Origin of the sequence: Actinokineospora auranticolor (assembly GCF_002934265.1) — a bacterium.
GTDB lineage: Bacteria > Actinomycetota > Actinomycetes > Mycobacteriales > Pseudonocardiaceae > Actinokineospora > Actinokineospora auranticolor.
Genome location: NZ_PTIX01000003.1, coordinates 492,326 through 516,889, shown reverse-complemented (window position 1 = coordinate 516,889; position 24,564 = coordinate 492,326). Strand labels below are relative to the sequence as shown.

Sequence of the window (24,564 nt, the reverse complement as noted above, 5' to 3'; positions counted from 1 at the left end):
GGGTTGGGCAGGGGGTGACGCGCGGGGTTCAGCGCGTGCGGGGTGGTCCCCTCGCGCCCCAGGCCGCGCCGTCCGGTTCGGCCGGGATGGCCATCGGACCGGCCGCGACCCGCACTCCCGGTGACCGGGACGGGTCGCTCTCGGCGGGCGGAACGAGGTCGTGGTGGGGGTTCTGCTCCTGCTCGACCGCGACCGTCTGGGCGCAGCGGAGCGCGGGGTGCTGGGTCGCGGCGGTGTGCTCGGCGGCCGCGGCGTGGTGGTGGGCCGCGTTGGCGAACGCGGGGCTGCTGCCGAGCAGGACGGCGACGGCGGCGAACAGGAGGATGGCGGGTGCCCGGAGCGCGCGCACGCTGACCAACCCCCCTCGCAAAAGAGCTCTCGCGAATAGTTCGACCATTCGCAGAATGCGCCGCCGTTGGCGCGCAGGAACTTACCGATCATGTCGGCACGCCGGAACCACCGTCAAGTGGACAGTATTCGCGTTTAAACACAAAGTGACAATGCGTCTCGGAACGCCCAAGGCGGATGTCCTTTTTGCCGAATTACCGGACTCCCGGCGCTGGTCGCGCGCCCGGCCGATCGGTCACCGGGGGTGACACCGAGGCGGCAGAGGGTTGTTGTCAGGTCCGCATGATGGGAACGCGCCGGTCCGATGATCGGACCCTTTGACCATTCCTGACGAGATAGTGGCGCTATTTAGCCGAATCTTACCCACAGTCCCTTGAGGACCGCAAAGAGAATCCCCCGATCCCGGTGCGGGATCGGGGGATTCCAGTCCTGGACTACCAGGCGTAGGCCTCCGGGGCGGGCTTGGCGCCGTTGGGGCCGGGGGCGGGGAACAGCTCGTCCAGGCGGGCGAGGGTGTCCGCGTCGAGCGTGATCTCCAGTGCCCGCAGGGAACCGTCGAGCTGCTCGGCCGTGCGCGGCCCGATGATCGGGGCGGTGACGCCGTCCTGGGCCAGCAGCCAGGCCAACCCCACGTGCGCCGGGTCCTCACCGAGGTCGGCGCAGAACTTCTCGTAGGCCTCGATGGTGCCGCGGTGCGCTTCGAGGGCGTCGGCCGAACGACCGGTCGTCCCGCGCGCCGCACCACCTTCCCGCTGCTTGCGCAGAACCCCGCCCAACAACCCGCCGTGCAGCGGCGACCACGGGATGACCCCGAGCCCGTAGTGCTTGGCGGCGGGCAGCACCTCCAGCTCGACCCACCGGGTCAGCAGGTTGTAGATGGACTGCTCGGACACCAACCCGAGGAAGTGCCGGTCCCGCGCCGCCTCCTGCGCCTGCGCGATGTGCCAGCCCGCGAAGTTGGACGACCCGAAGTAGAGCACCTTGCCCTGCTGGCGCAGGACGGTGAACGCCTCCCAGATCTCCTCCCACGGCGTCGCGCGGTCGATGTGGTGCATCTGGTAGAGGTCGATGTAGTCGGTCTTCAGGCGCTTGAGGGACCCCTCGACCGCGTTGCGGATGTTGAGGGCGGAGAGCAGGTTCTGGTTGGGCCAGTCCCCCATGCTGCCGTAGAGCTTGGTGGCCAGGACCGTCTTCTCCCGCCGCCCACCCCCCTGGGCGAACCACCGGCCGATGATCTGCTCGGTGATCCCCTCCCCCTGCTGCCAGCCGTAGACGTTGGCCGAGTCGAAGAAGTTCAGGCCGAGCTCCAGCGCCCGGTCCATGATGGCGTGGCTGTCCGGTTCGGTCGTGTGCGGACCGAAGTTCATCGTGCCGAGGACCAGCCGGGAAACCGACAGGCCGCTGCGGCCGAGGTGGGTGTACTCCATGGCTCCAACCTAACCCCGGAGTCGCTCCAGCTCAGGGGGAGAAACGGTGGCGCCGCCCCGACCGACACCCCCGGGGAGATCAACGAACGGAGCCGGAGTGGCGGGCATTGCCGAGGTGTTGGTGGCCGCGGTGGGCGTTTTGGGCGCGGGCACGGGCATCGCCATGCTCGTGAGGGTCGTGCGCCCTCGCAAGCGCGCGCCGCGCGGGTTCGAGTTCCGGTACCGGGAGTTCGTGCTCACCACGCTGCGCTACATCGACCTCAAGGGTCTGCAGACGCTCGGCCACTCCGGCATCGGTTTCGACGACGGGTACATCGACGTCAGCGTCACGGTCCGAGCGCCCCAGCAGGTCGGCACGGCCTTGGTGGCCGGGGTCCCGACGGGCGATCGACACCCCTTCGACAACTTCCTCGACGGGAAACGGCCTCGGATCCTCGCGGTCCTCGGTGGCCCGGGCAGCGGCAAGACGACCCTGCTGCGCAAGACCGCGCGGGACATCTGCCGGTCCAAGGGGCGATTCCGCCCGGTCCCGGTGCTGCTCTACCTGCGTGACCACGTCAAGGACCTGCTGGCGGGGACCGACCTGCCGGAGTTGGTTCGCGGCCGCCTGGGTGCCCTGGCCGAGAGCGAGCCCGATGGGTGGTTCGACAAGCAGTTGGCCGCGGGCCGCTGCGTGGTCATGTTCGACGGTCTGGACGAGGTGGCCCGGTCCGAGGACCGGGTGCGGGTGTCGGCGTGGGTGGACAGCCAGGTCCGGCAGTACCCCGGGAACGACTTCGTCCTCACCTCCCGCCCGCTCGGCTACCTCGACGGGCCGGTCGACGGCGCCAAGGTCCTCCAGGTCCGCCCGTTCACCGCCGACCAGGTGCGCGCGTTCGTCCACGGCTGGTACGCCGCCCTCATCCAACCCGGCGACGGCGAGACGGCGAGCCAGGCGCGCGCTCGCGCCGACGCCGACGCCACCGATCTCCTCTCGCGCCTCGACGCGGCCCCGTCCCTGACCGACCTCACGGTCAACCCGCTGCTGCTCACCATGATCGCCACCGTGCACCGCTTCCGCGGCGCGCTGCCGGGGTCGCGGGCGGATCTGTACCAGGAGATCTGCGAGGTCATGCTGTGGCAGCGGCAGAAGGCGAAGAGCCTCCCGGTCGGCCGGTACAGCACGTACAAGTTGGTGCTGCTGCGGGACATCGCGTTCAAGATGATGTCCGAGGGCATCCGCCAACTCCCCCACCAGGTCGTTGTCGCGAGGTTCACCGAATCACTGCGCAGGCTGTCGACCCCGATCAGCGCCGAGGACTACTTCCGTGAAGTCATCTCGGACGGTCTCCTGGTGGAGTGGGAGCGGAACCAGTACGCCTTCGCCCACCTGACCTTCCAGGAATACCTGGCCGCCGCGCACATCCGCGAGAAGAACCTGGTCGACTCGGTCCTGGTGTACAAAGTGGACGACCCGTGGTGGCGCGAGACGATCTTGCTCTACACGGCGTCGTCGGAGGCGGACCCGATCATCACCGCGTGCCTGGCGGCCCAGTCGGTCAACGCCTTGGCCCTGGCTTTCGACTGCCTGGCCGAAGGTGTGGACCTGGCCGCGGACCTGCGCGCGGAGCTGAGCGAACTGGTCGACTCGGCCGCGCGCGACCCGAACGCCGGACTGCGGCGGCAGATCATCGCGCGGGCGCTGACCGCGCGCCTGGACCGCGAGGGCGTGCGCACGGCCTCGGGGGCAACGCTGTGGCGGCGCCCGGTCCCGGCCAACCTCTACCGGCTCTTCCTCGCCGACACGGGACGTTGGGAGTACATCGCCGGTCGCGGCGAGGAACCCGCGCGCGGCGTGTCGGGCGCGGGTGGCGAGGCCTTCGCGGAGTGGCTTTCCGAGATCTGCGACACCGCGCTGCGCCTGCCGACCGCAGCCGAGTTGGACGACCCGGCGATGCCACCGGCAGTGCGCGACTCCGCACTCTGGACCTCGGCTCCGGACAGCCACCGGTTCCGTGTCCACCCGGAGTCCGCCGACCCCGCGCTGGTCACCGCCGAGGAGTTGGCCCTGCGAGTAACGGAGGACTTCAACAGGTACCTGGCACCGTACATCCGGGCCTGGACCCGCTACCGCCAAGCCGATACGGCGTCGCAAGGCGTGTTCGTCCAGTACCGGGTTCCCGGACCCCACTCCGGTTGTCTCGTGTCCAACCGGACCGAGCCGAACATCCGGGACCTGCTTCTTGGCCCGGTGGGCCGAGTCATCAACACCTCCCCGTTCTGGCGCCCGGAGCAGGGGCCGTGGAACGCGGAGATGGCGGACGGCCTCGACGGCTGGCCGTGGCGCACACCGGGCGAGGCGCTGGTCAGGCCAGACCGATCCGTATGGCGCACCGAGGCGTGGACCGCCGTCACACGAATGCCCACCCTGGTGGCCGCCGTCGCGCCATCACCGGAGTTCCCCTCGATGGAAGCCAGTGTGAACTGGTTCAACAGGTTGTCGCGACTCCTGGACGGACCGTGCGCCGGACAACCGGTATCACCCGAGTTGGCGGCGCGGATCCGGCTCTTGGCCTTGACCATGGCCGCTGACGCGCCGACCGAGCTGCACCGCAGCCACCTTCGGGAGATCGCGGCCGGGATCACCCACCTCGAACGGCGGTGGAACTCGCCCGCCGAGATGCTCATCCTCGCGGTAGATGGACCGGGGAGCCTGCCCTCCACACCGCCCAGGTGAGCGGGATTCCCGGGCGGTAGGCCAGGTGGGTGACCGACGGCGCGTTGAGCAGCTGGAGGTCCGCGCGGGCTCCGACGCGCAGGACCCCGATGTCGTCGCGGCGGAGGGCGCGGGCTCCGCCGAGGGTGGCGGCGCGGACGGCTTCGGCTACGGAGAGGCGCATTTGCAGTACTGCCGTGGTTACGCAGAAGGCCATGGACGACGTGTACGACGAGCCTGGGTTGCAGTTGCTCGCCAACGCGATCGTGGCGCCCGCGTCGATGAGGGCCCTGGCGTCGGGGAGGGGCTGGCGAGTGGAGAGGTCGCAGGCCGGGAGGAGGGTGGCGACCGTGTCGGAGTTGGCCAGGGCGTCCACATCGGAGTCCGTCAGGTACGTGCAGTGGTCCACGCTCGCCGCACCCATCTCCACGGCCAGCCGCACACCCGGGCCGGGGCCCAGCTGGTTGCCGTGCACGCGTAGCCCAAGACCGAGTTTGCGGGCGCTGCCCAGGACCTTCCGCGACTGGGCCTCGTCGAACGCGCCCGTCTCGCAGAAGACGTCCGCCCAGCGGACCAGTGGGGCCACCGCCTCCAGCATCTCCCCCGACGCCAACTCGACGTACTCGTCGGGGTCGGCGCCCGGGGGCACCAGGTGTGCGCCGAGGTAGGTCACCTCGTCCACGAACTCCGCCGCTATGCGGGCCGAGCGAACCTCGTCCTCGACCGTCAGGCCGTAGCCCGTCTTGGTCTCCAGGTACGTCGTCCCCATCGACACCGCTTCGGCCACGTGGCGGCGGAGCACCTCGCGCAGGTCGTCGTCGGTTGCCGCCCGGGTGGCGGAGACCGTGGTGGCGATGCCGCCCGCGCGGTAGGGCTTGCCCGCCATGCGGGCGCCGAACTCCTCCGTGCGGTCGCCCGCGAACACCAGGTGGGTGTGGCTGTCCACCCACCCCGGCAGCGCCGCTCGACCGCCCGCGTCGACGCGGGTGTCGGTCGGGGGTGCGAACGCCGCGGGGCCGACCCAGGCGACGCGGTCGCCCTCCAGCACTAACGCCGCGTCGGTCAGGACCCCGAGCTCGTCGTCATTGGTGGTCAGCTCGCCGACATTGGCCACCAACACGCTCATCCACGCCTCCGCTCCACGCACCACCGGTCCAAGACGAACGGTATCCGCCCGGGACCCCGAGGGGCGGGAAATACACCTGGTCTGGTGCATCACCCGATTCCCAGATCATCCGACGGCCGCCGCCAGCAACGCGCCCACATCGCCCAGGACGTGCGCGCCGCCGCTGACCACAACCCGCCCACCGACCACCACTGTGTCCACATCGGACGCTGTGGCGGTGAGCAGTGCCTGCTCGGGCAGGCTCCCCGCGGTGCGGGGGGAGTCGAGTCGGACGGCGACCAGGTCGGCGGGGGCGCCGGGTTCGATCCGGCCCGCTTCCGGCCAGCCGATGGCCGCGTGCGCGGTCATGGTCGCGACCAGCTCAGCCGGGGTGAACCGGCCGCGCTGACCGGTGCGCAGGCGCTCGCCGTGCTCGAGGGCGCGGGCCTCCAGCAGCATGTCCACCACGGCGTGCTGGTCGCTGCCCAGCGACAGCGGCGACCCGGCGTCGGCGAGTTCGCGGGCCGGGCCGATGCCGTCGGCCAGGTCGGCCTCGGTGGTGGGGCACAGGCAGGCGCCGGTGCGGGAACCGCCGAGGAGCGCGATGTCCTCGGGGGTCAGGTGGGTGGCGTGCACGGCGGTGAGGCGCTCGCCCAGCGCACCGGCGTCGGCGAGGAGCTGGGTCGGTGTGCGGCCGTAAGCGGCCAGGCACGCCTCGTTCTCGGCGGGCTGCTCGGACAGGTGCGCGTGGACCGGTCCGTCGAACCCGGCCACCACGGGCAGCGCCTCCCTGGGCACCGCGCGCACGGAGTGGATCGCCGCGCCGACGCGGAATCCCGGGCCCGGGCGCAGGTCGGCCACCCGGGCAGCCCAGGACAACACGTCGCCGTCGGAGAAGCGGACCTGCTCGCCGGACACGGGTTCGCCGATGCCGCCCGCGAGGTAGCAGGTGTCCAGCAGGGTCAGCCGGATGCCCGCCTCGCGCGCGGCCTCGGCGAGCGCGTGTCCCATGGCGTTCGGGTCGGCGTAGCGCTTGCCGCCGGGGGTGTGGTGCAGGTAGTGGAACTCGCCCACGCAGGTGATACCGGCCAGGGCCATCTCGGCGTAGGCGGCGCGGGCGAGGCGGAAGTACGAGTCGGGGTCGAGCCGCCCGGCCAGCTCGTACATCCGCGTGCGCCAGGTCCAGAACGTGCCGCCGTCGCCGTGGGTGCGGCCCCGCAGCGCCCGGTGGAAGGCGTGCGAGTGCGCGTTGGCGAAGCCCGGGAACACGACCCCGGGCAACGTCACCGCGCCCGCCGGTCGATCCACAGTGGACACACTTTGGATTGTGCCGCCGACGACCTCGACGAGCACACCGGAGGCAAGGCCCGCAGGCAGCCAGGCGGACGCGCACCAGTACGCGGTCATCGGGCCTCCGATACATCGACTGGCGCCCGCCGGGAAGTGCTCATCGGGCCAGCTCCTCCAGCACGTCGGCCAAGGCGCGCGTGCCCGCGGCGCAGTCGTCGGGTTCGGCGAACTCGGCGGGGGCGTGACTGATGCCGGTCGGGTTGCGTACGAAGAGCATGGCGGTGGGTACGTGCGCGGCGAGGATCCCCGCGTCGTGGCCCGCGCCGGTCGGCAGCGCGGGTACGCCGCCGAGCACCCCGGCCACGGAGTCCCGCAGCGCGGCGTCGAAGACCACTGTGTCCCCATAGGACTCTTCGGTGACCGTGACCGCGCAGCCCTCGTCCGCCGCAGCGGCCTGGGCGGCGGCGGTGATCTCGGCGACGACCGCGCGGGTGCGGGCGTCGTCGTCGGCCCGCGCGTCCAGCCAGAGGTCGACGCTGGACGGGATCACGTTGGTGCCGCCGGGATTCGGCACGAGCCTGCCGACCGTGGCGCGCGCCCCCTCGACCGCCGACCCGGCCCGGCGCGCGGCCAGCACGACCTGCGCGGCGGCCACCATGGGGTCGCGCCGGTCGACCATGAGCGTGGCACCCGCGTGGTTGCCCTCACCGGTCACGGTGACCCGCCACCGCCCGTGCGCCAGGATCGACCGCGCGACACCGACCAGCGCACCCAGGTCGACCAGCCCCCGGCCCTGCTCGACGTGCAGTTCGACGAACGTGCCGATCCGGCGCAGCGCCCGCTGGTCCGGACCGACCCGCGCCGGGTCCAAGCCCGCGGCGCGCATCGCCTCGGCCAGCGTCACACCGTCCGAATCGGACAGTCGAAGCGCGGCCTCCGGGGTGATCGCCCCGGTGAGCAGCCGCGACCCCAGGCAGGCCACGCCGAACCGGCCGCCCTCCTCCTCGGCGAACACCACGACAGCGAACGGCTTGCCGGGCGTGAACCCCTTGGCCCGCAGGACATCCACGGCCTCCAGCGCGGACACGACACCGAGCGGGCCGTCGAACGCGCCGCCGCCCGGCACGGAGTCCAGGTGGCTGCCGGTGATGACCGCGCCGTCGCCGGGCGCGCCCCACCAGGCCCACAGGTTGCCGTTGCCGTCGCACTCCACGTCCAGCCCGCGCCGCCCGGCCTCGGCCGTGAACCACTCGCGCAGCTCCAGCTCGGCGCGGTCGTAACCGTGCCGGGAGAAGCCGCCGCGGCGCAGGTCGGCGCCGACCGCCGCGATGTCGCCGAGGCCGGTCACGGGCGGGCCATCGGGATCCGGACGCCGCGCTCGGCGGCGACCTCGTCCGCGCGCTCGTACCCGGCGTCGACGTGCCGGAACACGCCCATGCCCGGGTCGTTGGTGAGCACCCGCTCGATCTTCTGCCCGGCCAGCGCGGTGCCGTCGGCCACGGTGACCTGGCCCGCGTGGATGGAGCGACCGATGCCGACACCGCCGCCGTGGTGGATGGACACCCAGCTGGCCCCGGACGCGGTGTTGACCAGGGCGTTGAGCAGCGGCCAGTCGGCGATCGCGTCGGAGCCGTCGGCCATCGACTCGGTCTCCCGGTAGGGGGAGGCGACCGAGCCGCAGTCGAGGTGGTCGCGGCCGATCACGACCGGTGCGGAGATCTCACCGTTGGCGACCATCTCGTTGAACCGCAGACCCGCCAGGTGCCGCTCGCCGTAGCCGAGCCAGCAGATGCGCGCGGGGAGTCCTTGGAAGGCAACGCGGTCGCGCGCCATGCGGATCCAGCGGGCGAGGGATTCGTTCTCCGGGAACAGGTCCAGGATCGCCCGGTCGGTCGCGGCGATGTCCGCGGGGTCGCCGGAGAGCGCGGCCCAGCGGAACGGGCCCTTGCCCTCGCAGAACAGCGGCCGGATGTAGGCGGGGACGAAGCCGGGGAAGTCGAAGGCGCGGTCGTAGCCGCCCAGCTTGGCCTCGCCGCGGATGGAGTTGCCGTAGTCGAAGACCTCGGCGCCCGCGTCGAGGAAGCCGACCATGGCCTCGACGTGCTCGGCCATCGAGTCGCGGGAGCGGTCGGTGAACTCGTCGGGCTTCTTGGCCGCGTAGTCCGCCCAGTCGTCGAGGTCGACGCCGCGCGGGAGATACGCCAGCGGGTCGTGCGCGGACGTCTGGTCGGTGACGATGTCGATCTCGACGCCGCGCCGCAGCAGCTCGGGCACGACCTCGGCGGCGTTGCCGATGACGCCGACCGAGAGCGCCTCGCCCTCGCGCTTGGCGCGTTCGACGCGGGCGATGGCGTCGTCCAGGTCGTCGGCGAGCTCGTCGAGGTAGCGGGTCTCGACGCGGCGGCGGGCGCGGACCGGGTCGACCTCGACGCACAGCGCGACACCGTCGTTCATGGTGACCGCGAGCGGCTGCGCGCCGCCCATGCCGCCGAGCCCGGCGGTGAGGGTGAGGGTGCCGCGCAGGGTGCCGCCGAAGCGCTTGGCGGCGACGGCGGCGAAGGTCTCGTAGGTGCCCTGGAGGATGCCCTGGGTGCCGATGTAGATCCACGAACCGGCGGTCATCTGCCCGTACATGGTGAGGCCCGCGGCTTCCAGGCGGCGGAACTCGGGCCAGGTGGCCCAGTCGCCGACCAGGTTGGAGTTCGCGATCAGCACCCGGGGTGCCCACTCGTGCGTGCGCACCACGCCGACCGGCTTGCCGGACTGCACCAGCAGCGTCTCGTCCTCGCTGAGGTCGGTCAGCTCGCGGGTGATCGCGTCGAAGCTGGCCCAGTTGCGCGCGGCCTTGCCGGTGCCGCCGTAGACGACCAGGTCGTCGGGCCGCTCGGCGACCTCGGCGTCGAGGTTGTTGTGGAACATCCGCAGCGCGGCCTCGGTCTGCCAGTTCCGCGCGGTGAGGGTGTTGCCGCGGGCGGCGCGCACGGGCCGGGGTCCGGGGGTGCTCATGGGGTCCTCCTGTCCACGGCGGCCAGCAGCGCGCCGGATCGGATGAGCTCTTCCGCCGCCGCGATCTCGGGCGCGAGGTGCCGGTCGGGTCCGGGACCGGGCACGTGCGCGCGCAGCGCGGCCACGGCGGCGGCGGTCGCGGGGGCCGGGGTCAGCGGTGCCCGCAGGTCGAGCGCGCGGGCGGCGGTGAGCAGTTCGACGGCGAGGACCGTGGTGAGCCCGTCGACCGCCTTGCGCAGCTTGCGCGCGGCCGACCAGCCCATGGAGACGTGGTCCTCCTGCATGGCCGAGCTGGGGATGGAGTCGACCGACGCGGGCACGGCCAGCCGCTTGAGCTCCGAGACCACGGCGGCCTGGGTGTACTGGGCGATCATGTGCCCGGAGTCGACGCCGGGGTCGTGCGCGAGGAACGGCGGCAGGCCGTCGGAGCGGGCCACGTCGAGCATCCGGTCGGTGCGCCGCTCGGCCATGCTCGCCACGTCCGCGACCGGGATGGCGAGGAAGTCCAAGGCGTATGCGACGGGCGCGCCGTGGAAGTTGCCGTTGGACTCGACCCGGCCGTCGGGCAGGACCACGGGGTTGTCGATGGCCGACGCCAGCTCGCGGTCGGCGACGGTCTCGACGTAGCCGACGGTGTCGCGGGCGGCGCCGTGCACCTGGGGCGCGCAGCGCAGCGAGTAGGCGTCCTGCACGCGCGAGCACTCCGGCCCCTGGTGGCTGGCGACGATCTCCGAGCCGTCGAGGAACCGGGCGATCCGGGCGGCGGACTCGGCCTGGCCGGGGTGCGGGCGCAGGGCGTGCAGCTCGGGTTTGAAGACGCGGTCGGTGCCCAGGAGCGCTTCGACGCTCATCGCGGCGGTGAGGTCGGCGACGTCGAGGAGGGCGCGCAGGTCGCGCAGGGCGAGGACCAGCATGCCGAGCATGCCGTCGGTGCCGTTGATGAGGGCCAGGCCCTCTTTCTCGACCAGTTCGACGGGGGTGACGCCCTCGTCGGCCAGCGCCTCGGCGGCGGGCTTGAGCTGGCCCTTGACCCGGACCTGGCCCTCGCCCATGAGCGCCAGCGCGATGGCGGAGAGGGGAGCCAGGTCGCCGGAGCAGCCGAGGGAACCGTACTCGTGCACGACCGGGAGGATGCCCGCGTTGAGGACGGCGGCCAGGGTTTCCACAGTGGACTGCCGGACGCCGGTGCGACCGGTGGCCAGGGTGCGCAGGCGCAGGAGCATGAGCGCGCGCACCACTTCGGGCTCGACCTCGGGGCCCGCGCCCGCGGCGTGCGACCGGATCAGGGATCGCTGCAAGGCGGCGCGGCTCTCGACCGGGATGTGGCGGACGGCGAGGGCGCCGAAGCCGGTGGACACCCCGTAGGTCGGTTCGACGGCGTCGGCCAGGCGCTCGATGTGCGCCCGCGTCTCGGCCACGCCGGCGAGCGCGGCCGCGGTGAGGGTTACGTCGGCGCCATCGCGCGCTACCGCGACTACCTGCTCACGGGTCAGCGGCCCCCCGTCGATGGGTACTGGTTCCATGTGCACATCCCACCTCGCGGAGGGCAAGCGCACGAGCCGGGATCGGGTGATGGTGTCTGGGGTTCCAGACGACTGTCCCGCTCCGTGTTCACCCCGGTGAGCGACGTGCCTCGTGTGGCCCACCCCAGGGCTCGCCGCACCTACGGCACTCGCTGTCGGGAACTGGCGAATCGACACGAGAGCGCGAAACAAACCCGGTTCTCCGAACGACTCCCATGCACACCGCGACGCCGCTGCATGAAGGGGCAACCTCACATGAACAACGCCTTCACCGAACACACCTTCCCCAATGCCGTCAGGTGGCTGTTTGAAGCTAACGGATATTCCGTAACCGGTCCCGTTGAGATTCACGGCGCCGAGGTGGACCTCATAGCGACACAATTGTCCGGTTTTTCCGAACAGAAAGTGTACATCGAAGCCACGATTCAGCACGTCGATGTGACCAAGTACGGGAAAGACCTGACCAAACTATCCATGTTCACGTCACCCGGGGCGCAACGCCTGATCGTGTCGGCGACCGGATTCACCGCAGGCGTTCGCGAACGAGCCCAAGAGATCGGCATCCTGACCCTTACCTACGAAGAATTGCTGCGCAAATTCGAACGCACTGACCCCTATTTGGAGCACGTGCTCAACGGGTCAAGGCTCGCCAAAGAGCTGCGCGAACTGGACGCGGTGTACGAAGAGCCACATTTCGAAGACGAGCACGGCAGGGACTTTGCCACCGAGTACCTCACCTCCTGGTTGATGGAAGAGACACCCAAGTCGAGGTGGACAATCCTGGTGGGAGAATACGGAACCGGAAAGACCGCGCTCACCAAGGTACTGCAACGGCGGTGGACAGAAAGCTACCGACAAGGCGGCAAGACTCGGATTCCATTCAGAATTGAGTTGAAGTCGTTCGTCAAGCAGTTCGATGCGCGCGGCCTGCTGCACCACTTTCTGGACAGAAATGAACTTGGCCACCTGTCCGTCTCCTTCGTGGAGAGCATGATCGCGGACGGTCGCGTGATACTGCTACTCGACGGGTACGACGAAATGGCCCAGTTCTTGAATGTCCGAGAACGCCGGGCATGCCTGGAAGCTCTTGCCGACCTGGCCAGCGCAGGCGCCCGGGGAATAATCACCAGCCGCCCGAACTACTTCACCGAGGCCGAGGAACTGCGCGTTTTCGAAGTACTCTACAAGAGGATATCCACGCAGTCCATCGTCTTGGCACCCGCCGATCGAGATGCGATGGAAAGCGAGCGGGTTGTGGATCGCCTTCTTCAACAATTCGTATTCAACCGCACAGAGCGGCATCTCAGAGATCTCAGCGAAGAGCAAACGATCGAATTGGTCAATCGTCGACTCTCGGAAGACCCGCGCGGCGCGGAAGCGGTTGTCAGCATTCTCAAGCGAGTTTCCCGGACCGAGGAGGGTCGGTCGGTATCACTATCCGGCAAGCCCGTGATCGTAACCTACCTGCTCGAAGTCGTGGATGAACTGAAGAAGAGCGATGACCTGGACTCCCACCTCGAATTGACCGAGTGGGATATCTACACACTGATCGTGGAAAAGTTGATGAACCGCGACCTCGCTCGCACACCAGAACTCATGACCATCGAACGGCGAGAGTTCTTACAGGCGCTGGCAATCGAGTCGACCGTCATCCAGGCGAAATCATTGAACGAAGATACCTTCCGGAAGCTTGTCCGAAAAATGTTCGAAAGCAAGCTCGCGAAGAAGCGCGCCGAAGGTATCACGGATGCCGAAGACCTATTGTTCGAGGATCTGAGGTCGTCATCGACCCTGACCCGCTCCGAAGATGGCGACCAGTACGGCTGGCAATTCTCCCACAACTCGCTTCGCGAGTTCTTGCTGCTTCGACAACTAGTAGACTCTCTCATCTCTGGAAAGATCGAAAGCAGGAGAGTTCAGATCACGGATTCGATGATCCTGTTCGCCCGCTCAATTCCCCCTAAAACACTGGAAGCCGCCACAGCGAGATTCTCGTCGTTGTGGCCCGCGCGAGCAACGACGCCCGGGCTGGACCGGATGCTCCCCCTACTGTGGGCGTCAATAGTGCGACGCCCGACCGAAGGATCAGCTGGGCACCTATCCCACCTGATCGGCACCGGACTCGATATGGCAGGCAGCGCGATCTCCAACATGAGTTTCCACAGCGAGGTCGGCGATTCTCGCTACGCGCTCAACGCGAGCCGGGCCGAGTTCGTCGAGGTCGACTTCTCGGATGTCGACCTCACCGGGAGCAACTTCACGGACGCCGCCTTCGACGGTTGCATCTTCGCGAACTCGAACCTCACCGACACACGCTTCGAAAAGGCCCTCCTGCTCGACTGCGACCTCACGGGGATCACCTGCGCGGACGCGGACTTCCGCGACCTGGACCTCGACTCCACGGGAATCGTGCGGATCACCGGCGACATCCGCATCCTGGAAGGCTTCGAGTTGATCGGCTACCTGAAGATGCTGGGGGCCGCCACAGACACCGTCGACCCCTACTACCTGTACTGCGGCCACTCCGGGTTTGAAGTCTGCCTCAAAATCGGCCGAGTCCTGCTGGACGAGAGCTGGCGGCAACGTCGAGGTGTCGAACAACGGGGAACCGCGGGAAAGAACATCCCGCTGGCGAAGAAGTTCGTCTCCTTCCTGCTCGGCCTGGACCTGTGCGAGCGGAAGGCGGGCTCGGGTAGCGACCTCCTCAGGGCCACCCAAACCGGCCGCCGCGCTCTGATGGACATGGTCGACAAGAAGCGACTGAGCATCGATCTTGAAAGGTTTTTCGAAAACAATCTAAAATGAGCGAGCCGCCTGGCCACTCACTCGGCCCAGCGGGCGTCGGCGGGGGCGATGCGGACGGTTTCGGCGACCGCGACGAGGTCGGGCAGGCTGATTTCGCCCTCCGCGTACACCTCCAGCCACCGCCCGTTGGCTGGGACTGTGAGGGTGCCTTTCTCCTTCGAGTACGTTCCCGGGACGCCCAACACCAACACCCGTTCGCCGTCGAGGTCCGGTTTCGCCGGGGTCAGCTCCACGTCCAGGAATCCGTCGCCCGGGAGGACCGCGGTCAGGAAGGTCGACGGGCCCGCGCTGGTCCGGCCGACCCCCAGCGCGACCGGACCAGCCCCCGCCGGGAGGGTGCCGAACTCCGCCGCCACCACGAGCGGGTCCTGCGGCTGCGGCACCACCGACCGGGCGACGCGGACCACGACGTCGCGGGGCCGCTCCAGGTGGGACGCGAGCACCTCGAACCTCGTCGTGGCGTCGTGGAACCAGACGACCTTGGCGCGGGTGTCGTCGCCGTCGCGGAGACCCGGTCGGCCGTTGACGTCGACCTGGTCGTCGCTGCCCGGTTCCACGTGGTCGGTCTCGGTGCCGTCGACCACGGAGACCCGCAGCGACAGCCGCGCCTCCCCCGACACCCAGTTCCGGCTGACCGTCCGCCCGTCGACGGTCACCGAGCGGTTGTCCTCGACGAACCCCGAGGGCAGCCAAGCCAGGCCCCACGACACCGCCCAGCCCCGCCCCGGCGGCGCCGCCAGGTCCACCGAGGTCCGCGCGCCGCCCGCCGCCCGCCAGGCCAGCGCGCCGACCACCAGGGTCACCACCACCAGGGCCGACGCCGCCACCAGGACCGGCCTGCGCCGCCGGACGCGCAGCACGCGGCGCACCGTGGCCTCGGGGTCCGGGGCGCGGTCGGCGTGTTCGATCACGGCGTCGCGCACCAGTTCCTCGAACTCTTCGGTCCTCACAGCGTCTCCATGACGTGGTCCAGTCGGGCGGCGTCGGCGCGCAGGGCGGCCAGGGCGCGGGAGACGTGGCTGCGCGCGGTCGCCTCGGAGCAGCCGAGTTCGTCGGCGATCTCGGCGAAGGTCTGGTTGGCGTAGTAGCGCAGCACGATCGCCGCCCGCTGCTTGCGGGGCAGCCGGGCGATGCCGGAGAACACCGCCTGCCGCTCGTCGACCGCCGGGGTCGGGTCGGCCAGCGGCGGGCTCAACCCCTCCATGCCGCCGTGCGGGACCATCACGTCGGACGCGGCCCGGCGGCGGCGCCAGGACAGGAACTCGTTGGTCACCATCCGGTTGACGTAGGCGACCGGTGCCTCCAGCCGGGAGATCGACGCCCACCGCTGCTGGGCGCGCAGCAGCACGTTCTGCACGACGTCCTGCGCCTGGTGCGGGTCGCAGGTCAGCGCCGTGGCGTAGCGCAACAGGACCCCGGTGCGCGCCCGCGCGAAGTCCTCGAAGCTGTCCGGCATGTGCCCCCTCCGGACAGACAACGCGCGGGGGCCCGGGTTTGTGGCGTCCCTAGTTGCCGATCCACGGTCGCGGCTCGCGCCCGCGGATCTCCGCGCACATGGCGACCTGGAACAACCGCTCCTGGCCCAGCGGCCCCAGGTCCGTCTCGTACCGCACGTACACGTACCCGACGGGGACGGGCAACGAGACTTCCTCGACCGTGTGCTCGCCCGCCGTGTGCGCGCGGTACCGGCCGGACAGACCCAGCTCCACGCCGTCGGTGAACGCCGGTGACCGCCGCCGCTCGACCTCCAGCGCGTCGGACCCGAACAGGCGCGCGACGACGTACGGCTCGACCGCGTCCGGGACGCTGCCGCGCACACCGCGGGTCTCCAGCACGTACTCGTCGGGCAGCGTGCCGATCGGGCTCGCGGCGGACAGCTCGGGCTGCGGGCCGTAGCGCAGGCCCCGGTACACCTTCAGCAGCGTCGCCAACGGCTTGTCCAGACCAACCCCGAGCAGGTGGTAGACCGGTTGCCCCGAGCCGTGCCAGCGGATCGCCTCGACCGGCGTGTCCTCGCCCGTGATGTGCTCCACGAAGACCCCGTCGACCAGTGTGGACTGGACCGTGCGGTGCCGCTCGGGCAGCACGTTCGGGGCACCTTCCCGGCTGATCACCAGGGAGATCCGGGGCGCGGTCGGCGAGTCCGGGCCCCGCCGCCACACCCGGGTCACGACCGCGCGGTCCACCCGCTGCGACCGGTCGACCTCCGCCATGCCCTCCGGTAGCCACTGCGGGTCCGCCCACCCCACCTCGGTGGACGCCGGGGCCTGGTGCGCGGGTGGCACCGGCTGGCTGCCCGTCCACGTCGGCGCGGTGACCAGCAGCGCCAGCACCACGACGGCGGCCACCGCGGCCACCAGCGGCAGCCAGCGCTGCACCGGGCGCGCGCGGCGGCAGGCGAACCCGGCCAGCACCCGGTCCGGCCGCGGGGCGAGGTCGGCCTGGTGCGCCAGGGTCTCGCGCAGGAACCGCTCGAACTCGTCCTTGGTCATCGCACCTCCTCACGGCACGCCCCGGCGGCCAGGTCGGCGCGCAGCCGGTCCACCGCCCGGGAGATGTGGCTGCGCACCGTGCCCTCCGAGCACCGCAGTTCGTCGGCGATCTCGGCGTCGGTGCGGTTGTCGTAGTAGCGCAGCACGATCGCCGCGCGTTGCTTGCGCGGCAGCCGCGCGATGCCCGCGAGCAGCACCGCCCGGTCGTCCACGGCCGTAGTCGGATCGGCGGACGCGGCGACCAGGTCGACCATGACCCCGTGCGGCACCGACACGTCCCGCGTCCAACGGCGGCGGCGCCACGACAGGAACTCGTTGGTCACCATCCGCTTCACGTACGCCGACGGCAGGTCGAGGCGGGCGATCTCGGTCCACCGCTGCTGGGCGCGCAGCAGCACGTCCTGCACGATGTCCTGGGCCTGGTGCGGGTCGCAGGTCAGGGTGGTGGCGTAGCGCAGCAGTGGTGCCAACCGCTCGGCCAGGAACTCCTCGAACGCCATCGGCCGCCCCCGGGGCCGCTCGGCGCAGCGCACCGGGGCGTGCGGATCGGCGGTGTCTATGGCCTGCCCCCTGCCGCTCGACGGACGACGCGCGCCCGGTAGGTGTCGCGGGTGGGCGAGACCCCCAGCCTGTCCACCCACGACACCCCCTTCTCGTGCCGCCCCTTCAACGCGCCCGGACGGCCGCTTGTTGAGTCCGTACGCTGCGACATATGGGTGACAGCAGCGACGTCCCGGCACTGCGCCGGGGACTGGCCGTGCTGCGCCTGCTCGCCGGGAAGGCCGGGCCGGTGGCGGCGGCGGCCGTCGCCCGCGAACTGGACCTGCCGCGCTCCACCGTCTACCACCTGCTGTCGGAGCTGGCCGACGCCGGTTTCGTCACGCACCTGCCCGAGGACCGCCGCTACGCCCTGGGGGTGGCGGCGTTCGAGCTGGGGTCGGCGTACCTGCGCCACGACCCGCTGGAGCGGCTGGCCCGGCCGATCCTCAAGCGGCTGGTCCAGCGGACCGGGCACACCGCGCACCTCGGCGTGCTGCACGGGCGGGAGGCGCTGTACCTGCTGCGGGAGCACCCCGGCTTCGCGGACACCGTGACGGACGTCGGCGTGCGGCTGCCCGCGCACCTGCCCGCGTCGGGTCGGGCGATGCTGGCGCACCTGCCCGCCGCCCAGGTGCGGGCGCTGTTCCCGAACCGGGAGTCGTTCATCGACCGGACCGGCCGCGGGCCCGCGCACCTGCCCGCGCTGCGCGGGCTGCTGGCCAAGGAGAAGCGCCGGGGGTGGGCGGTGGAGGACGGCTACGTGACGCCCGGTCTCGCCTCGGTCGCGGTGGTGGTGCCCAACCACGTCGGCCACCCGGTGGCCGCGATCAGCTCGACGTTCCGCCACGAGTGCGCGGTGGAGTGCGGGGAGTTGTGGGCAGACCTGGCCGCGGCGACCTCCCAGGCCGCCGCGGAACTCGGCGGCAGGCTCGGCGCCCGGGGCTTCACCGGGGCTTGAAATGGTTCGCCCGCGGTGGGGGCCGACTGGATAGGTTGGCGGCATGCGCACCGTGGTTGTCAGTGGTGGGGGTACGGGGATCGGGCGGGCGGTGGCCGAACGGGTTGTCGCGACGGGTGACCGGGCGGTGATCGTCGGGCGGCGGCCGGAGGTGCTGGCCGCGGCGGCGGAGGAGATCGGGGCGGAGGCCATCGCGGCGGACCTGGCGGAGCCGGACGAGGTGACGCGGCTGAGCGCGGAGATCGCGCGGCGCTACGAGCGGGTCGACGGGATCGTGGCCGCCGCGGGCGGCAACGCGCTGCGGCAGCACACCCCGCCCGAGGGGTTGGCGGGCGTCGCCTGGACCTGGACCGAGAACTTCCGCCTCAACACCCTCACCGCCGCGCTGCTCGTCGAGGGCCTGCGCGAGCACATCGCCGACAACGGTCGCGTGGTGCTGGTCAGCTCGATCGCCGCCCACCGCGGGTCCGGCTCGGGTTCCTACGCGGGCGCCAAGGCCGCCCTGCACCCGTACGCCTACGACTTGGCCTCCGCCTTGGGGCCGAAGGGAATCACCGTCAACGTGGTGGCGCCCGGCTACATCGCCGAGACGGAGTTCTTCGGCGACACCCTCACCACCGAGCGCGAGCAGACCCTGATCGCGCAGACCTCGAACAAGCGCGTCGGCACGCCGAGCGACGTCGCCGACACCGTTTCCTGGCTGCTCTCCCCCGGTGCCGGACACGTCACCGCGCAGATCGTCCAGGTCAACGGCGGCGCGGGACTGGGCAGGTAAACGCCGAGTGCCCCCTGGGAACCCAGGGGGCACTCGGCGTCAAGTACGTCAGATACCGGCCTTGGCCAGCCACTCCTTGGCGACCTTGGCGGCGTCCGGCTTGTCCGGCGCGCTGAGCTTGCCGTTCAGCTCGATCAGCGTCTCGGTGGTCAGCTTGGCCGCGACGGCGTTGAGCACCTGCTTGACGGTGTCGGTCGCCTTGGCCTTGTTGATCAGCGGGACCACGTTCTGCGCGGCGAAGTTGGACTTGGGGTCTTCCAGCACCACGAAGTCGTTCGCGGCGATCGCCGGGTCGGTGGTGAACAGGTCGGCCGCCTGGACCGCGCCGGTCTTGAGCGCGTCGACGGTCAGCGGGCCACCCACGTCCAGCGGCTTGAACTCCTTGGCCTCCAGGTTGTAGGTCTCCTTCAGCCCCGGCAGGCCGTCCGCGCGCTTCTGGAACTCCGGCGGGCCACCGATCACGACCGGGCCCGCCTTGGCCAGGTCCTCGATCGTCTTGAGCTTCAAGGAGTCCGCGGTCTGCTTGGTGACCACGACCGCGTCCTTGTCCTCGGCGTCGGACTTCTCCAGGACGGTCAGCTTCTCCGGCAGCGCCTTCTGCAGCGCCGCGTAGACCTCGTCGGCCTCGGTGGCCTTGGCCGTCTTGTCCACGTGGGTGAGCAGGACGCCGGTGTACTCCGGGATCAGGTCGATCGAGCCGTCCTGCAGACCCAGGTAGTAGGTCTCCCGGCTGCCGATGTTGAGCTTCTTGCTGACCTTGACGCCCTTGGCCTCCAGCGCGCCCGCGTAGATCTCGGCGATCAGGGTGCTCTCCGGGAAGTTGGCCGAGCCGATCACCACGGTGTCCGTCGACGCCGGGGCGCCCGTGGTCGTCGTGGCCGCGCCGGTGGTGGGCTGCGGCTGGGCGAGCGGGTCGGACGAGCCCCCGCACGCGGTCAGGGTCAGTGCGGCGGCGACGACACCCGCCAGCCCGGTGAGTACGCGTTTCATCGAGGGAGTCTCCTCATTTTCGTTTTCTTCTTACCGCACACGGGAACGGCCGCGTGCGTTCTTCTTGCGCAGCCCCGGTGACACGACGAGCCACTGCACACCGGAGAGCACGAGTTCCACCGCGATGGCCAGCACGGCGATCAGCACCGCGCCACCGGCCATCTGGTCGTACTCGCGGAAGGCGAAGCCGTCGACCACGAACCGGCCGAGGCCGCCCAGCGCGACGACCGCGGCGATGCTGGCGGTGGAGATCACCTGCAGCGCCGCGGCCCGCAGGGAGCCGAGGATCAGCGGGAGCGCGTTCGGCAGCTCCACCTTGAGCAGGATCTCCCACTCGCGCATGCCCATGCCGCGCGCGGCGTCGACCACCGCGCGGTCGACGTTGCGCACACCCGCGTACGTGCCCGCCAGCACCGTCGGCGTGGCCACGGCGACGAGCACGATCGTCAGCGCGCTGGTCGCCAGCAGCAGACCCATCGACAGCACGAGGAGCACGAGCAGGCCGAGTTCGGGCAGCGCGCGGAACACGTTGACCGCGCTGACGACCACACCGCCGCCGCGTCCCGTGTGCCCGATGAGCGCGCCGAGCGGGATGGCGAGCAGCACCGCGATCAGCACCGGGGGCCAGCTGTAGTCCAGGTGCTCGGCCAGCCGCTGCGGGATGCCGACGATGCCGAGCGTGGTCTTCCAGTTGTCGGGGTTGGTCAGCCACTCGTAGACGGACTCGAAGACGTTCACCGCCGGGCCCCCTTCCCGGTCCGGGCCCAGGGCGTCAGCGACCAGCCCGCCAGGGCCAGCAGCCGGTCGACCACCAGCGCCAGCACGACGATCGCGACGATGCCGGAGACGATCGAGGCGTAGTTGCCGCGCTGCACGCCGTCGATGAGGAAGAACCCGAGGCCGCCGACGCCGATCAGCTGGCCGACCGCGACCAGGCTCATGTTCATCACCGCCGCCACCCGCAGCCCGGCGATCAGCACCGGGACGGCCAGCGGCAGCTCGACGGCGAAGAACCGGCCGATCGGTCGGTAGCCGAGCGCGGACGCGGCGGCCAGCACCGATTCCGGCACCGCGTCGAGGGTGTCGGCGATCGAGCGGACCAGCAGCGACACGGTGTAGATGGTCAGCACGGCCTGGACGTTGACCGGGTCCAGGATCTGCGTGCCGATGAGCAGCGGCATCATCACGAACAGCGCCAGCGACGGGATCGCGTAGAGGATCCCGGTGACCGGCACGAGGATCCGCCGCGCGAGCCGCCAGCGGCTGGCGACCCAGCCGAGGGGCAGCGAGATGAGCAGGCCCGCGAGCACCGGCAGCAGCGCGAGCCCGAGGTGGTCCAGGCTCACCGCGAGCAGGTCGTCGAGGTGATCGGAGACCCAGTTCACGACGGCACCTCACCGGCCCTGCGCGCGTCGGCGAGCGCCTTGAGCACCGACTCGGCGGTGACCGCGCCGACCACCGCGCCGTCGCCGTCGACCGCGACGCCGAGCGCGGCGGGCGAGGAGAGGGCGGCGTCGAGCGCGGCGCGCAGCGAACCGGCGCGGCCCCCGGTGTCGACGGGGTAGAGGGAACCGCCGGAGACGACGTCGGTGGCGGTGACCGCTTTGTCCAGTGTGGACAAGACCACTTCGGACACCCAGCCGAGCGGCCTGCCCGCGTCGTCGACGACCGCGGCCCAGCCGCCCTCCAGGCGTTCGCGGGCGTCCGCGACCGGGGTGCCGACGGCGACCGTGGGCACCGGGTTGACCTCGACGCCGTGCGCGGACAGGAACCCGAGCGCGCGGTAGCCGCGGTCGCGGCCGACGAAGGAGGCGACGAAGTCGTCGACCGGGTTGGCCAGCAACTCGGCCGGGGAGGCGTACTGGGCGAGCTTGCCGCCCACCCGCAGCACCGCGACCCGGTCGCCGAGCTTGATCGCCTCGTCGATGTCGTGGGTGACGAACACGATCGTCTTGCCCAGTTCCGACTGCAGGCGCAGCAACTCGTCCTGCAGGTCGTCGCGGACGATCGGGTCAACGGCGCTGAACGGCTCGTCCATCAGCAGCACCGGCGGGTCGGCGGCGAGCGCGCGGGCCACGCCGACGCGCTGCTGCTGCCCGCCGGAGAGCTGCGACGGGTAGCGGCGGGCCAGTTCGGGCGGCAGGCCGACGGTGGCGAGGAGTTCCTCGGCGCGCTTGCGAGCGACCGCCTTCTTGGTGCCCAGCAGCATCGGCACGGTCGCGACGTTGTCCAGGACCGTGCGGTGCGGGAACAGGCCCGCGTTCTGGATGACGTACCCGATGCCGCGGCGCAGGGCGGCGGCGGGCTGCGAGCGGATGTCCTCGCCGTCGACGAGGATGGTGCCGGAGGTGGCCTCCACCATCCGGTTGATCATGCGCAGCGAGGTGGTCTTGCCGCAGCCGGACGGGCCGACCAGCACGGTGATGCGACCGTCGTCGATGGTCAGGTCGAGGTGGTCCACCGCCACCGTGCCGTCGTCGTACCGCTTGGTCACGGCCTGGAACTCGATCACTCGGGCCCCTCGGGTAGTGACGGCTCCTTGCCAGCCGTGTGATCGATCGACCCTAACCCGAACGGCTGACAGTGGCAGGCCGTTCCAGCATGTGGCCGGCGCCGACCGGATGCTGGCGCGAACCCGCCGCTCACCTGGCCGGGTCACCCGGACACCGAGCGTTCTCCTAGGCTCTACGGTTTGTGGCCGTTTCCGTGACCGAATTCCTGACCACCCGCGGCGTGCGAGCCCGCCCCCTGCGCACCGCCGTAGCGTTGCTGCGCGCGGGCTGGATCCCACTGGAAGACCTGGTCAGAGCCACCGCGGTGCCGCGCAGGACGATCGAGGAACTGCTCGCCGCGCTGGGCGCCGACGCCGAACGCGAAGCCGATTCCTGGCGGGTGCGACCGTCCAGCGTGGACACCTACGCCGCGGCGGTGGCCCCGCTCCCGGACACCCCGGACGAGGAGCTGCGACCGGTTTTCGAGGCGTACGTCACGGGCGTCCCCCAGCCCCTGCGCGCGCTGGACCACGTGCAGGCCGACGTCGACACGATGCTGCGCCGCGCCAGGTGGCTGGACGAGACCTACGACCTGCCGGGCGCGCACATGGTGTGCGTGGGCGACCACGACCTGACGTCGCTGGCGGCGTGCACCCGTCGACCGGACCTGCGGGCCACGGTCGTCGACGTCGACGACCGCCTGCTGGGTTACATCGACGGCGTCGCCCGCGCGCGCGGGCTCGACATCCAGTGCCTGCACGCCGACTTCCGCTTCGCCCTGCCGCCGAGCGTGGTGGGCAGCGCCGACCTGGTGTTCACCGACCCGCCGTACACCCCCGAGGGGATCCGCCTGTTCCTCGCCCGCGCCATCGAGTCCCTCCGCGACCCCGACGGCCGGGCCGTCGTCGCGTACGGCTACAGCGAACGGACACCCGCGCTGGGTTTCAAGGTGCAGCAGGAGATCTCCCGCCTGGGGCTGGTGTTCGAGGCCGTGCTGCCCAACTTCAACCGCTACCACGGCGCCCAAGCGGTGGGCAGCGCGAGCGACCTGTACGTGCTCCAGCAGACCGGCCGCTCGTCCCGCCTGGCGGAGGCGGCGGTCCGCGAGGTCGCCTCGGGCATCTACACCCACGGCCCCCAGTCGATCGAGTCCACCGGCGCCCCCACCGGGGCGCTGGCCGAACTCCTCCGCCTGAGCGAGGCGGCGGCGGTCGCACCCCCCGGCTGGACGGACCCGGTGCGCCTGCCCGGCCCCCTCGCCTACGACCTGACCGCCGACCCCGGCCCTTGGCTGGCCCGGACCCTGCTCGCCGGCCCCCTCGCGAAGATCGCGGCCCTGGTGCCGAACTCGCACCCGGACGTCGCCAACCAACAGGGCCAGACCGACCTGAAGTCCCTACTGGCAGCCAAATACCACCTCACCTACCACCGGAGCATCGCCGACGGGAAGCACACCGTCGTGGTCGCCACCCCGGTCACCACCCCCAGCGTCCAAGCCACCCTCCTCTCCCGAGTCCACGGCAAACTCGCCAACGTCTGGCGAGAGGCCCTGATCGCCGACTCCGGCGGCACCCTCACCAAACGCGAAGCCCGCGAACGCGTCGCCGCCTCGGCCCCGGCCGAGGACGACCTCGAACTCCGCCTGATCGACCTACCCCTGAACCGAATCAGAGCCGTCCTGGCCGCCGCGGGCTGACCCGAAGGGCGGGTTGGCCAGCCCCACAGCCGACCGAGCCATTCGGCGGCACAGGTTCGCCATTTCGGCGCCCCATTCCCGGTAGGGCTGACCGAAGCCGGGGAGGGCGTCGAACTGCTCGGCGAAGGCTCGGAGGGTCTTCGCCTGTTCGGTCGCCTTCTGCCGGGAACGGATGTCGAAGTCCCACTGCATGTAGCGGAATCCGAGGTCGGCGGGCTCGCCCTGGTCGGCGGTGGTGCCGCAGTCGTCGCAGGTGAAGTGGAACGTTGTCATGGCTGAGCAGCCTGGCCCGCGCTTCGCGCCGCAAGCGAGATCATCGCCCACTCGACCGGCAAACCGGGGGTGATAAGCCGGGCATATATAGCGATGCTCTCGCGGCTACCGACCTTGGTCTGGAATTGTTACCGTGGGTGCCTGTTCCG

The 24,564-nt window shown here is 70.8% G+C and carries 21 protein-coding genes; 5 read left to right on the top strand and 16 right to left on the bottom strand.

All coding sequences use genetic code 11. The features are described from left to right. Positions 1 to 28: 28 nt before the first annotated feature. Both CLV40_RS08520 and CLV40_RS08515 read right to left on the bottom strand, forming a co-directional pair. Positions 29 to 349: a hypothetical protein gene (locus CLV40_RS08520; protein WP_146107966.1), complete on the bottom strand. Its 321-nt coding sequence runs from the start codon at positions 347 to 349 to the stop codon at positions 29 to 31. Between the two features lie 433 nt (positions 350 to 782). Continuing rightward, positions 783 to 1,775, bottom strand: coding sequence for an aldo/keto reductase (locus CLV40_RS08515; RefSeq protein ID WP_104478273.1), 993 nt, complete (start codon positions 1,773 to 1,775; stop codon positions 783 to 785). Between the two features lie 97 nt (positions 1,776 to 1,872). Here CLV40_RS08515 and CLV40_RS08510 point away from each other — a divergent pair, with 97 nt between their 5' ends. Continuing rightward, entirely contained in the window at positions 1,873 to 4,491 is a 2,619-nt protein-coding gene (locus CLV40_RS08510; protein WP_104478272.1) for an NACHT domain-containing protein, read from the top strand. Here the strand turns inward: CLV40_RS08510 and hutI are convergent. The 5 genes from hutI to hutH all read right to left on the bottom strand — a co-directional run bounded on the left by hutI (position 4,439) and on the right by hutH (position 11,394). Beyond that, the gene (gene hutI / locus CLV40_RS08505; RefSeq protein ID WP_104478271.1) at positions 4,439 to 5,596 is read right to left on the bottom strand and encodes an imidazolonepropionase; all 1,158 of its coding nucleotides are present in this window, start codon (positions 5,594 to 5,596) and stop codon (positions 4,439 to 4,441) included. The genes CLV40_RS08510 and hutI overlap by 53 nt on opposite strands. A gap of 105 nt (positions 5,597 to 5,701) precedes the next feature. After that, positions 5,702 to 6,982, bottom strand: a complete 1,281-nt coding sequence (locus CLV40_RS08500; RefSeq protein WP_104478270.1) for a formimidoylglutamate deiminase — start codon at positions 6,980 to 6,982, stop codon at positions 5,702 to 5,704. Positions 6,983 to 7,022: 40 nt separating this feature from the next. Beyond that, complete coding sequence (locus tag CLV40_RS08495; RefSeq protein WP_104478269.1) at positions 7,023 to 8,213, bottom strand: allantoate amidohydrolase; 1,191 nt, start codon at positions 8,211 to 8,213, stop codon at positions 7,023 to 7,025. Beyond that, positions 8,210 to 9,871: a urocanate hydratase gene (hutU, locus tag CLV40_RS08490; RefSeq protein WP_104478268.1), complete on the bottom strand. Its 1,662-nt coding sequence runs from the start codon at positions 9,869 to 9,871 to the stop codon at positions 8,210 to 8,212. The genes CLV40_RS08495 and hutU overlap by 4 nt, the downstream gene beginning before the upstream one ends. After that, the gene (gene hutH / locus CLV40_RS08485; RefSeq protein ID WP_104478267.1) at positions 9,868 to 11,394 is read right to left on the bottom strand and encodes a histidine ammonia-lyase; all 1,527 of its coding nucleotides are present in this window, start codon (positions 11,392 to 11,394) and stop codon (positions 9,868 to 9,870) included. The genes hutU and hutH overlap by 4 nt, the downstream gene beginning before the upstream one ends. Before the next feature lie 255 nt (positions 11,395 to 11,649). Here hutH and CLV40_RS08480 point away from each other — a divergent pair, with 255 nt between their 5' ends. Beyond that, positions 11,650 to 14,199, top strand: coding sequence for an NACHT domain-containing protein (locus tag CLV40_RS08480; RefSeq protein ID WP_181043377.1), 2,550 nt, complete (start codon positions 11,650 to 11,652; stop codon positions 14,197 to 14,199). A 17-nt stretch (positions 14,200 to 14,216) separates the two neighbouring features. Here the strand turns inward: CLV40_RS08480 and CLV40_RS08475 are convergent, their stop codons facing one another. From CLV40_RS08475 to CLV40_RS08460, 4 genes are read right to left on the bottom strand one after another with little or no spacing between them, the layout of a single operon-like run. Next, positions 14,217 to 15,149: a hypothetical protein gene (locus CLV40_RS08475; RefSeq protein WP_104478265.1), complete on the bottom strand. Its 933-nt coding sequence runs from the start codon at positions 15,147 to 15,149 to the stop codon at positions 14,217 to 14,219. Next, positions 15,146 to 15,655 carry a SigE family RNA polymerase sigma factor gene (locus tag CLV40_RS08470; RefSeq protein ID WP_104478264.1) on the bottom strand — a complete coding sequence of 170 codons (510 nt, stop codon included), beginning with the start codon at positions 15,653 to 15,655 and terminating at the stop codon, positions 15,146 to 15,148. The genes CLV40_RS08475 and CLV40_RS08470 overlap by 4 nt, the downstream gene beginning before the upstream one ends. Positions 15,656 to 15,704: 49 nt before the next feature. Then, positions 15,705 to 16,691, bottom strand: a complete 987-nt coding sequence (locus CLV40_RS08465; RefSeq protein ID WP_104478263.1) for a hypothetical protein — start codon at positions 16,689 to 16,691, stop codon at positions 15,705 to 15,707. After that, the gene (locus CLV40_RS08460) at positions 16,688 to 17,191 is read right to left on the bottom strand and encodes a SigE family RNA polymerase sigma factor (protein WP_104478262.1); all 504 of its coding nucleotides are present in this window, start codon (positions 17,189 to 17,191) and stop codon (positions 16,688 to 16,690) included. Before CLV40_RS08460 ends, CLV40_RS08465 begins: the two co-directional genes overlap by 4 nt. Positions 17,192 to 17,403: 212 nt before the next feature. On the opposite strand from CLV40_RS08460, the gene CLV40_RS08455 reads away from it, so the two are divergent. Both CLV40_RS08455 and CLV40_RS08450 read left to right on the top strand, forming a co-directional pair. Next, positions 17,404 to 18,189, top strand: a complete 786-nt coding sequence (locus tag CLV40_RS08455; protein WP_104478261.1) for an IclR family transcriptional regulator — start codon at positions 17,404 to 17,406, stop codon at positions 18,187 to 18,189. A 43-nt stretch (positions 18,190 to 18,232) separates the two neighbouring features. Continuing rightward, positions 18,233 to 18,964: an SDR family NAD(P)-dependent oxidoreductase gene (locus CLV40_RS08450; protein WP_104478260.1), complete on the top strand. Its 732-nt coding sequence runs from the start codon at positions 18,233 to 18,235 to the stop codon at positions 18,962 to 18,964. A 48-nt stretch (positions 18,965 to 19,012) separates the two neighbouring features. Here CLV40_RS08450 and CLV40_RS08445 read toward each other — a convergent pair whose 3' ends face one another. The 4 genes from CLV40_RS08445 to CLV40_RS08430 are packed head-to-tail and all read right to left on the bottom strand — an operon-like array spanning position 19,013 to position 22,466. Next, on the bottom strand, positions 19,013 to 19,954 hold the full coding sequence (locus CLV40_RS08445) for an ABC transporter substrate-binding protein (RefSeq protein WP_104478259.1): 942 nt from the start codon (positions 19,952 to 19,954) through the stop codon (positions 19,013 to 19,015). 30 nt (positions 19,955 to 19,984) lie between these two features. Next, positions 19,985 to 20,692, bottom strand: coding sequence for an ABC transporter permease (locus tag CLV40_RS08440; RefSeq protein WP_104478258.1), 708 nt, complete (start codon positions 20,690 to 20,692; stop codon positions 19,985 to 19,987). Beyond that, the gene (locus CLV40_RS08435) at positions 20,689 to 21,339 is read right to left on the bottom strand and encodes an ABC transporter permease (protein WP_104478257.1); all 651 of its coding nucleotides are present in this window, start codon (positions 21,337 to 21,339) and stop codon (positions 20,689 to 20,691) included. Before CLV40_RS08435 ends, CLV40_RS08440 begins: the two co-directional genes overlap by 4 nt. Continuing rightward, positions 21,336 to 22,466: an ATP-binding cassette domain-containing protein gene (locus CLV40_RS08430; RefSeq protein ID WP_104478256.1), complete on the bottom strand. Its 1,131-nt coding sequence runs from the start codon at positions 22,464 to 22,466 to the stop codon at positions 21,336 to 21,338. Before CLV40_RS08430 ends, CLV40_RS08435 begins: the two co-directional genes overlap by 4 nt. A 194-nt stretch (positions 22,467 to 22,660) precedes the next feature. On the opposite strand from CLV40_RS08430, the gene CLV40_RS08425 reads away from it, so the two are divergent. Further along, positions 22,661 to 24,142, top strand: coding sequence for a bis-aminopropyl spermidine synthase family protein (locus CLV40_RS08425; protein WP_181043376.1), 1,482 nt, complete (start codon positions 22,661 to 22,663; stop codon positions 24,140 to 24,142). On the opposite strand, the gene CLV40_RS08420 is transcribed toward CLV40_RS08425, so the two are convergent. Beyond that, on the bottom strand, positions 24,098 to 24,415 hold the full coding sequence (locus CLV40_RS08420) for a hypothetical protein (protein ID WP_104478254.1): 318 nt from the start codon (positions 24,413 to 24,415) through the stop codon (positions 24,098 to 24,100). The two genes, CLV40_RS08425 and CLV40_RS08420, sit on opposite strands and share 45 nt — an antisense overlap. Positions 24,416 to 24,564 lie beyond the last annotated feature (149 nt).

Excerpts from the sequence above, each read along its gene's own strand:
- hutH (WP_104478267.1), bottom strand. The coding sequence starts at position 11,394 with ATGGAACCAGTACCCATCGACGGGGGGCCGCTGACCCGTGAGCAGGTA.
- hutI (WP_104478271.1), bottom strand. The coding sequence starts at position 5,596 with ATGAGCGTGTTGGTGGCCAATGTCGGCGAGCTGACCACCAATGACGAC.
- CLV40_RS08455 (WP_104478261.1), top strand. The coding sequence starts at position 17,404 with ATGGGTGACAGCAGCGACGTCCCGGCACTGCGCCGGGGACTGGCCGTG.
- CLV40_RS08420 (WP_104478254.1), bottom strand. The coding sequence starts at position 24,415 with ATGACAACGTTCCACTTCACCTGCGACGACTGCGGCACCACCGCCGAC.
- CLV40_RS08470 (WP_104478264.1), bottom strand. The coding sequence starts at position 15,655 with ATGCCGGACAGCTTCGAGGACTTCGCGCGGGCGCGCACCGGGGTCCTG.
- CLV40_RS08450 (WP_104478260.1), top strand. The coding sequence starts at position 18,233 with ATGCGCACCGTGGTTGTCAGTGGTGGGGGTACGGGGATCGGGCGGGCG.
- CLV40_RS08460 (WP_104478262.1), bottom strand. The coding sequence starts at position 17,191 with ATGGCGTTCGAGGAGTTCCTGGCCGAGCGGTTGGCACCACTGCTGCGC.
- CLV40_RS08465 (WP_104478263.1), bottom strand. The coding sequence starts at position 16,691 with ATGACCAAGGACGAGTTCGAGCGGTTCCTGCGCGAGACCCTGGCGCAC.
- CLV40_RS08515 (WP_104478273.1), bottom strand. The coding sequence starts at position 1,775 with ATGGAGTACACCCACCTCGGCCGCAGCGGCCTGTCGGTTTCCCGGCTG.
- CLV40_RS08445 (WP_104478259.1), bottom strand. The coding sequence starts at position 19,954 with ATGAAACGCGTACTCACCGGGCTGGCGGGTGTCGTCGCCGCCGCACTG.
- hutU (WP_104478268.1), bottom strand. The coding sequence starts at position 9,871 with ATGAGCACCCCCGGACCCCGGCCCGTGCGCGCCGCCCGCGGCAACACC.
- CLV40_RS08480 (WP_181043377.1), top strand. The coding sequence starts at position 11,650 with ATGAACAACGCCTTCACCGAACACACCTTCCCCAATGCCGTCAGGTGG.
- CLV40_RS08500 (WP_104478270.1), bottom strand. The coding sequence starts at position 6,982 with ATGACCGCGTACTGGTGCGCGTCCGCCTGGCTGCCTGCGGGCCTTGCC.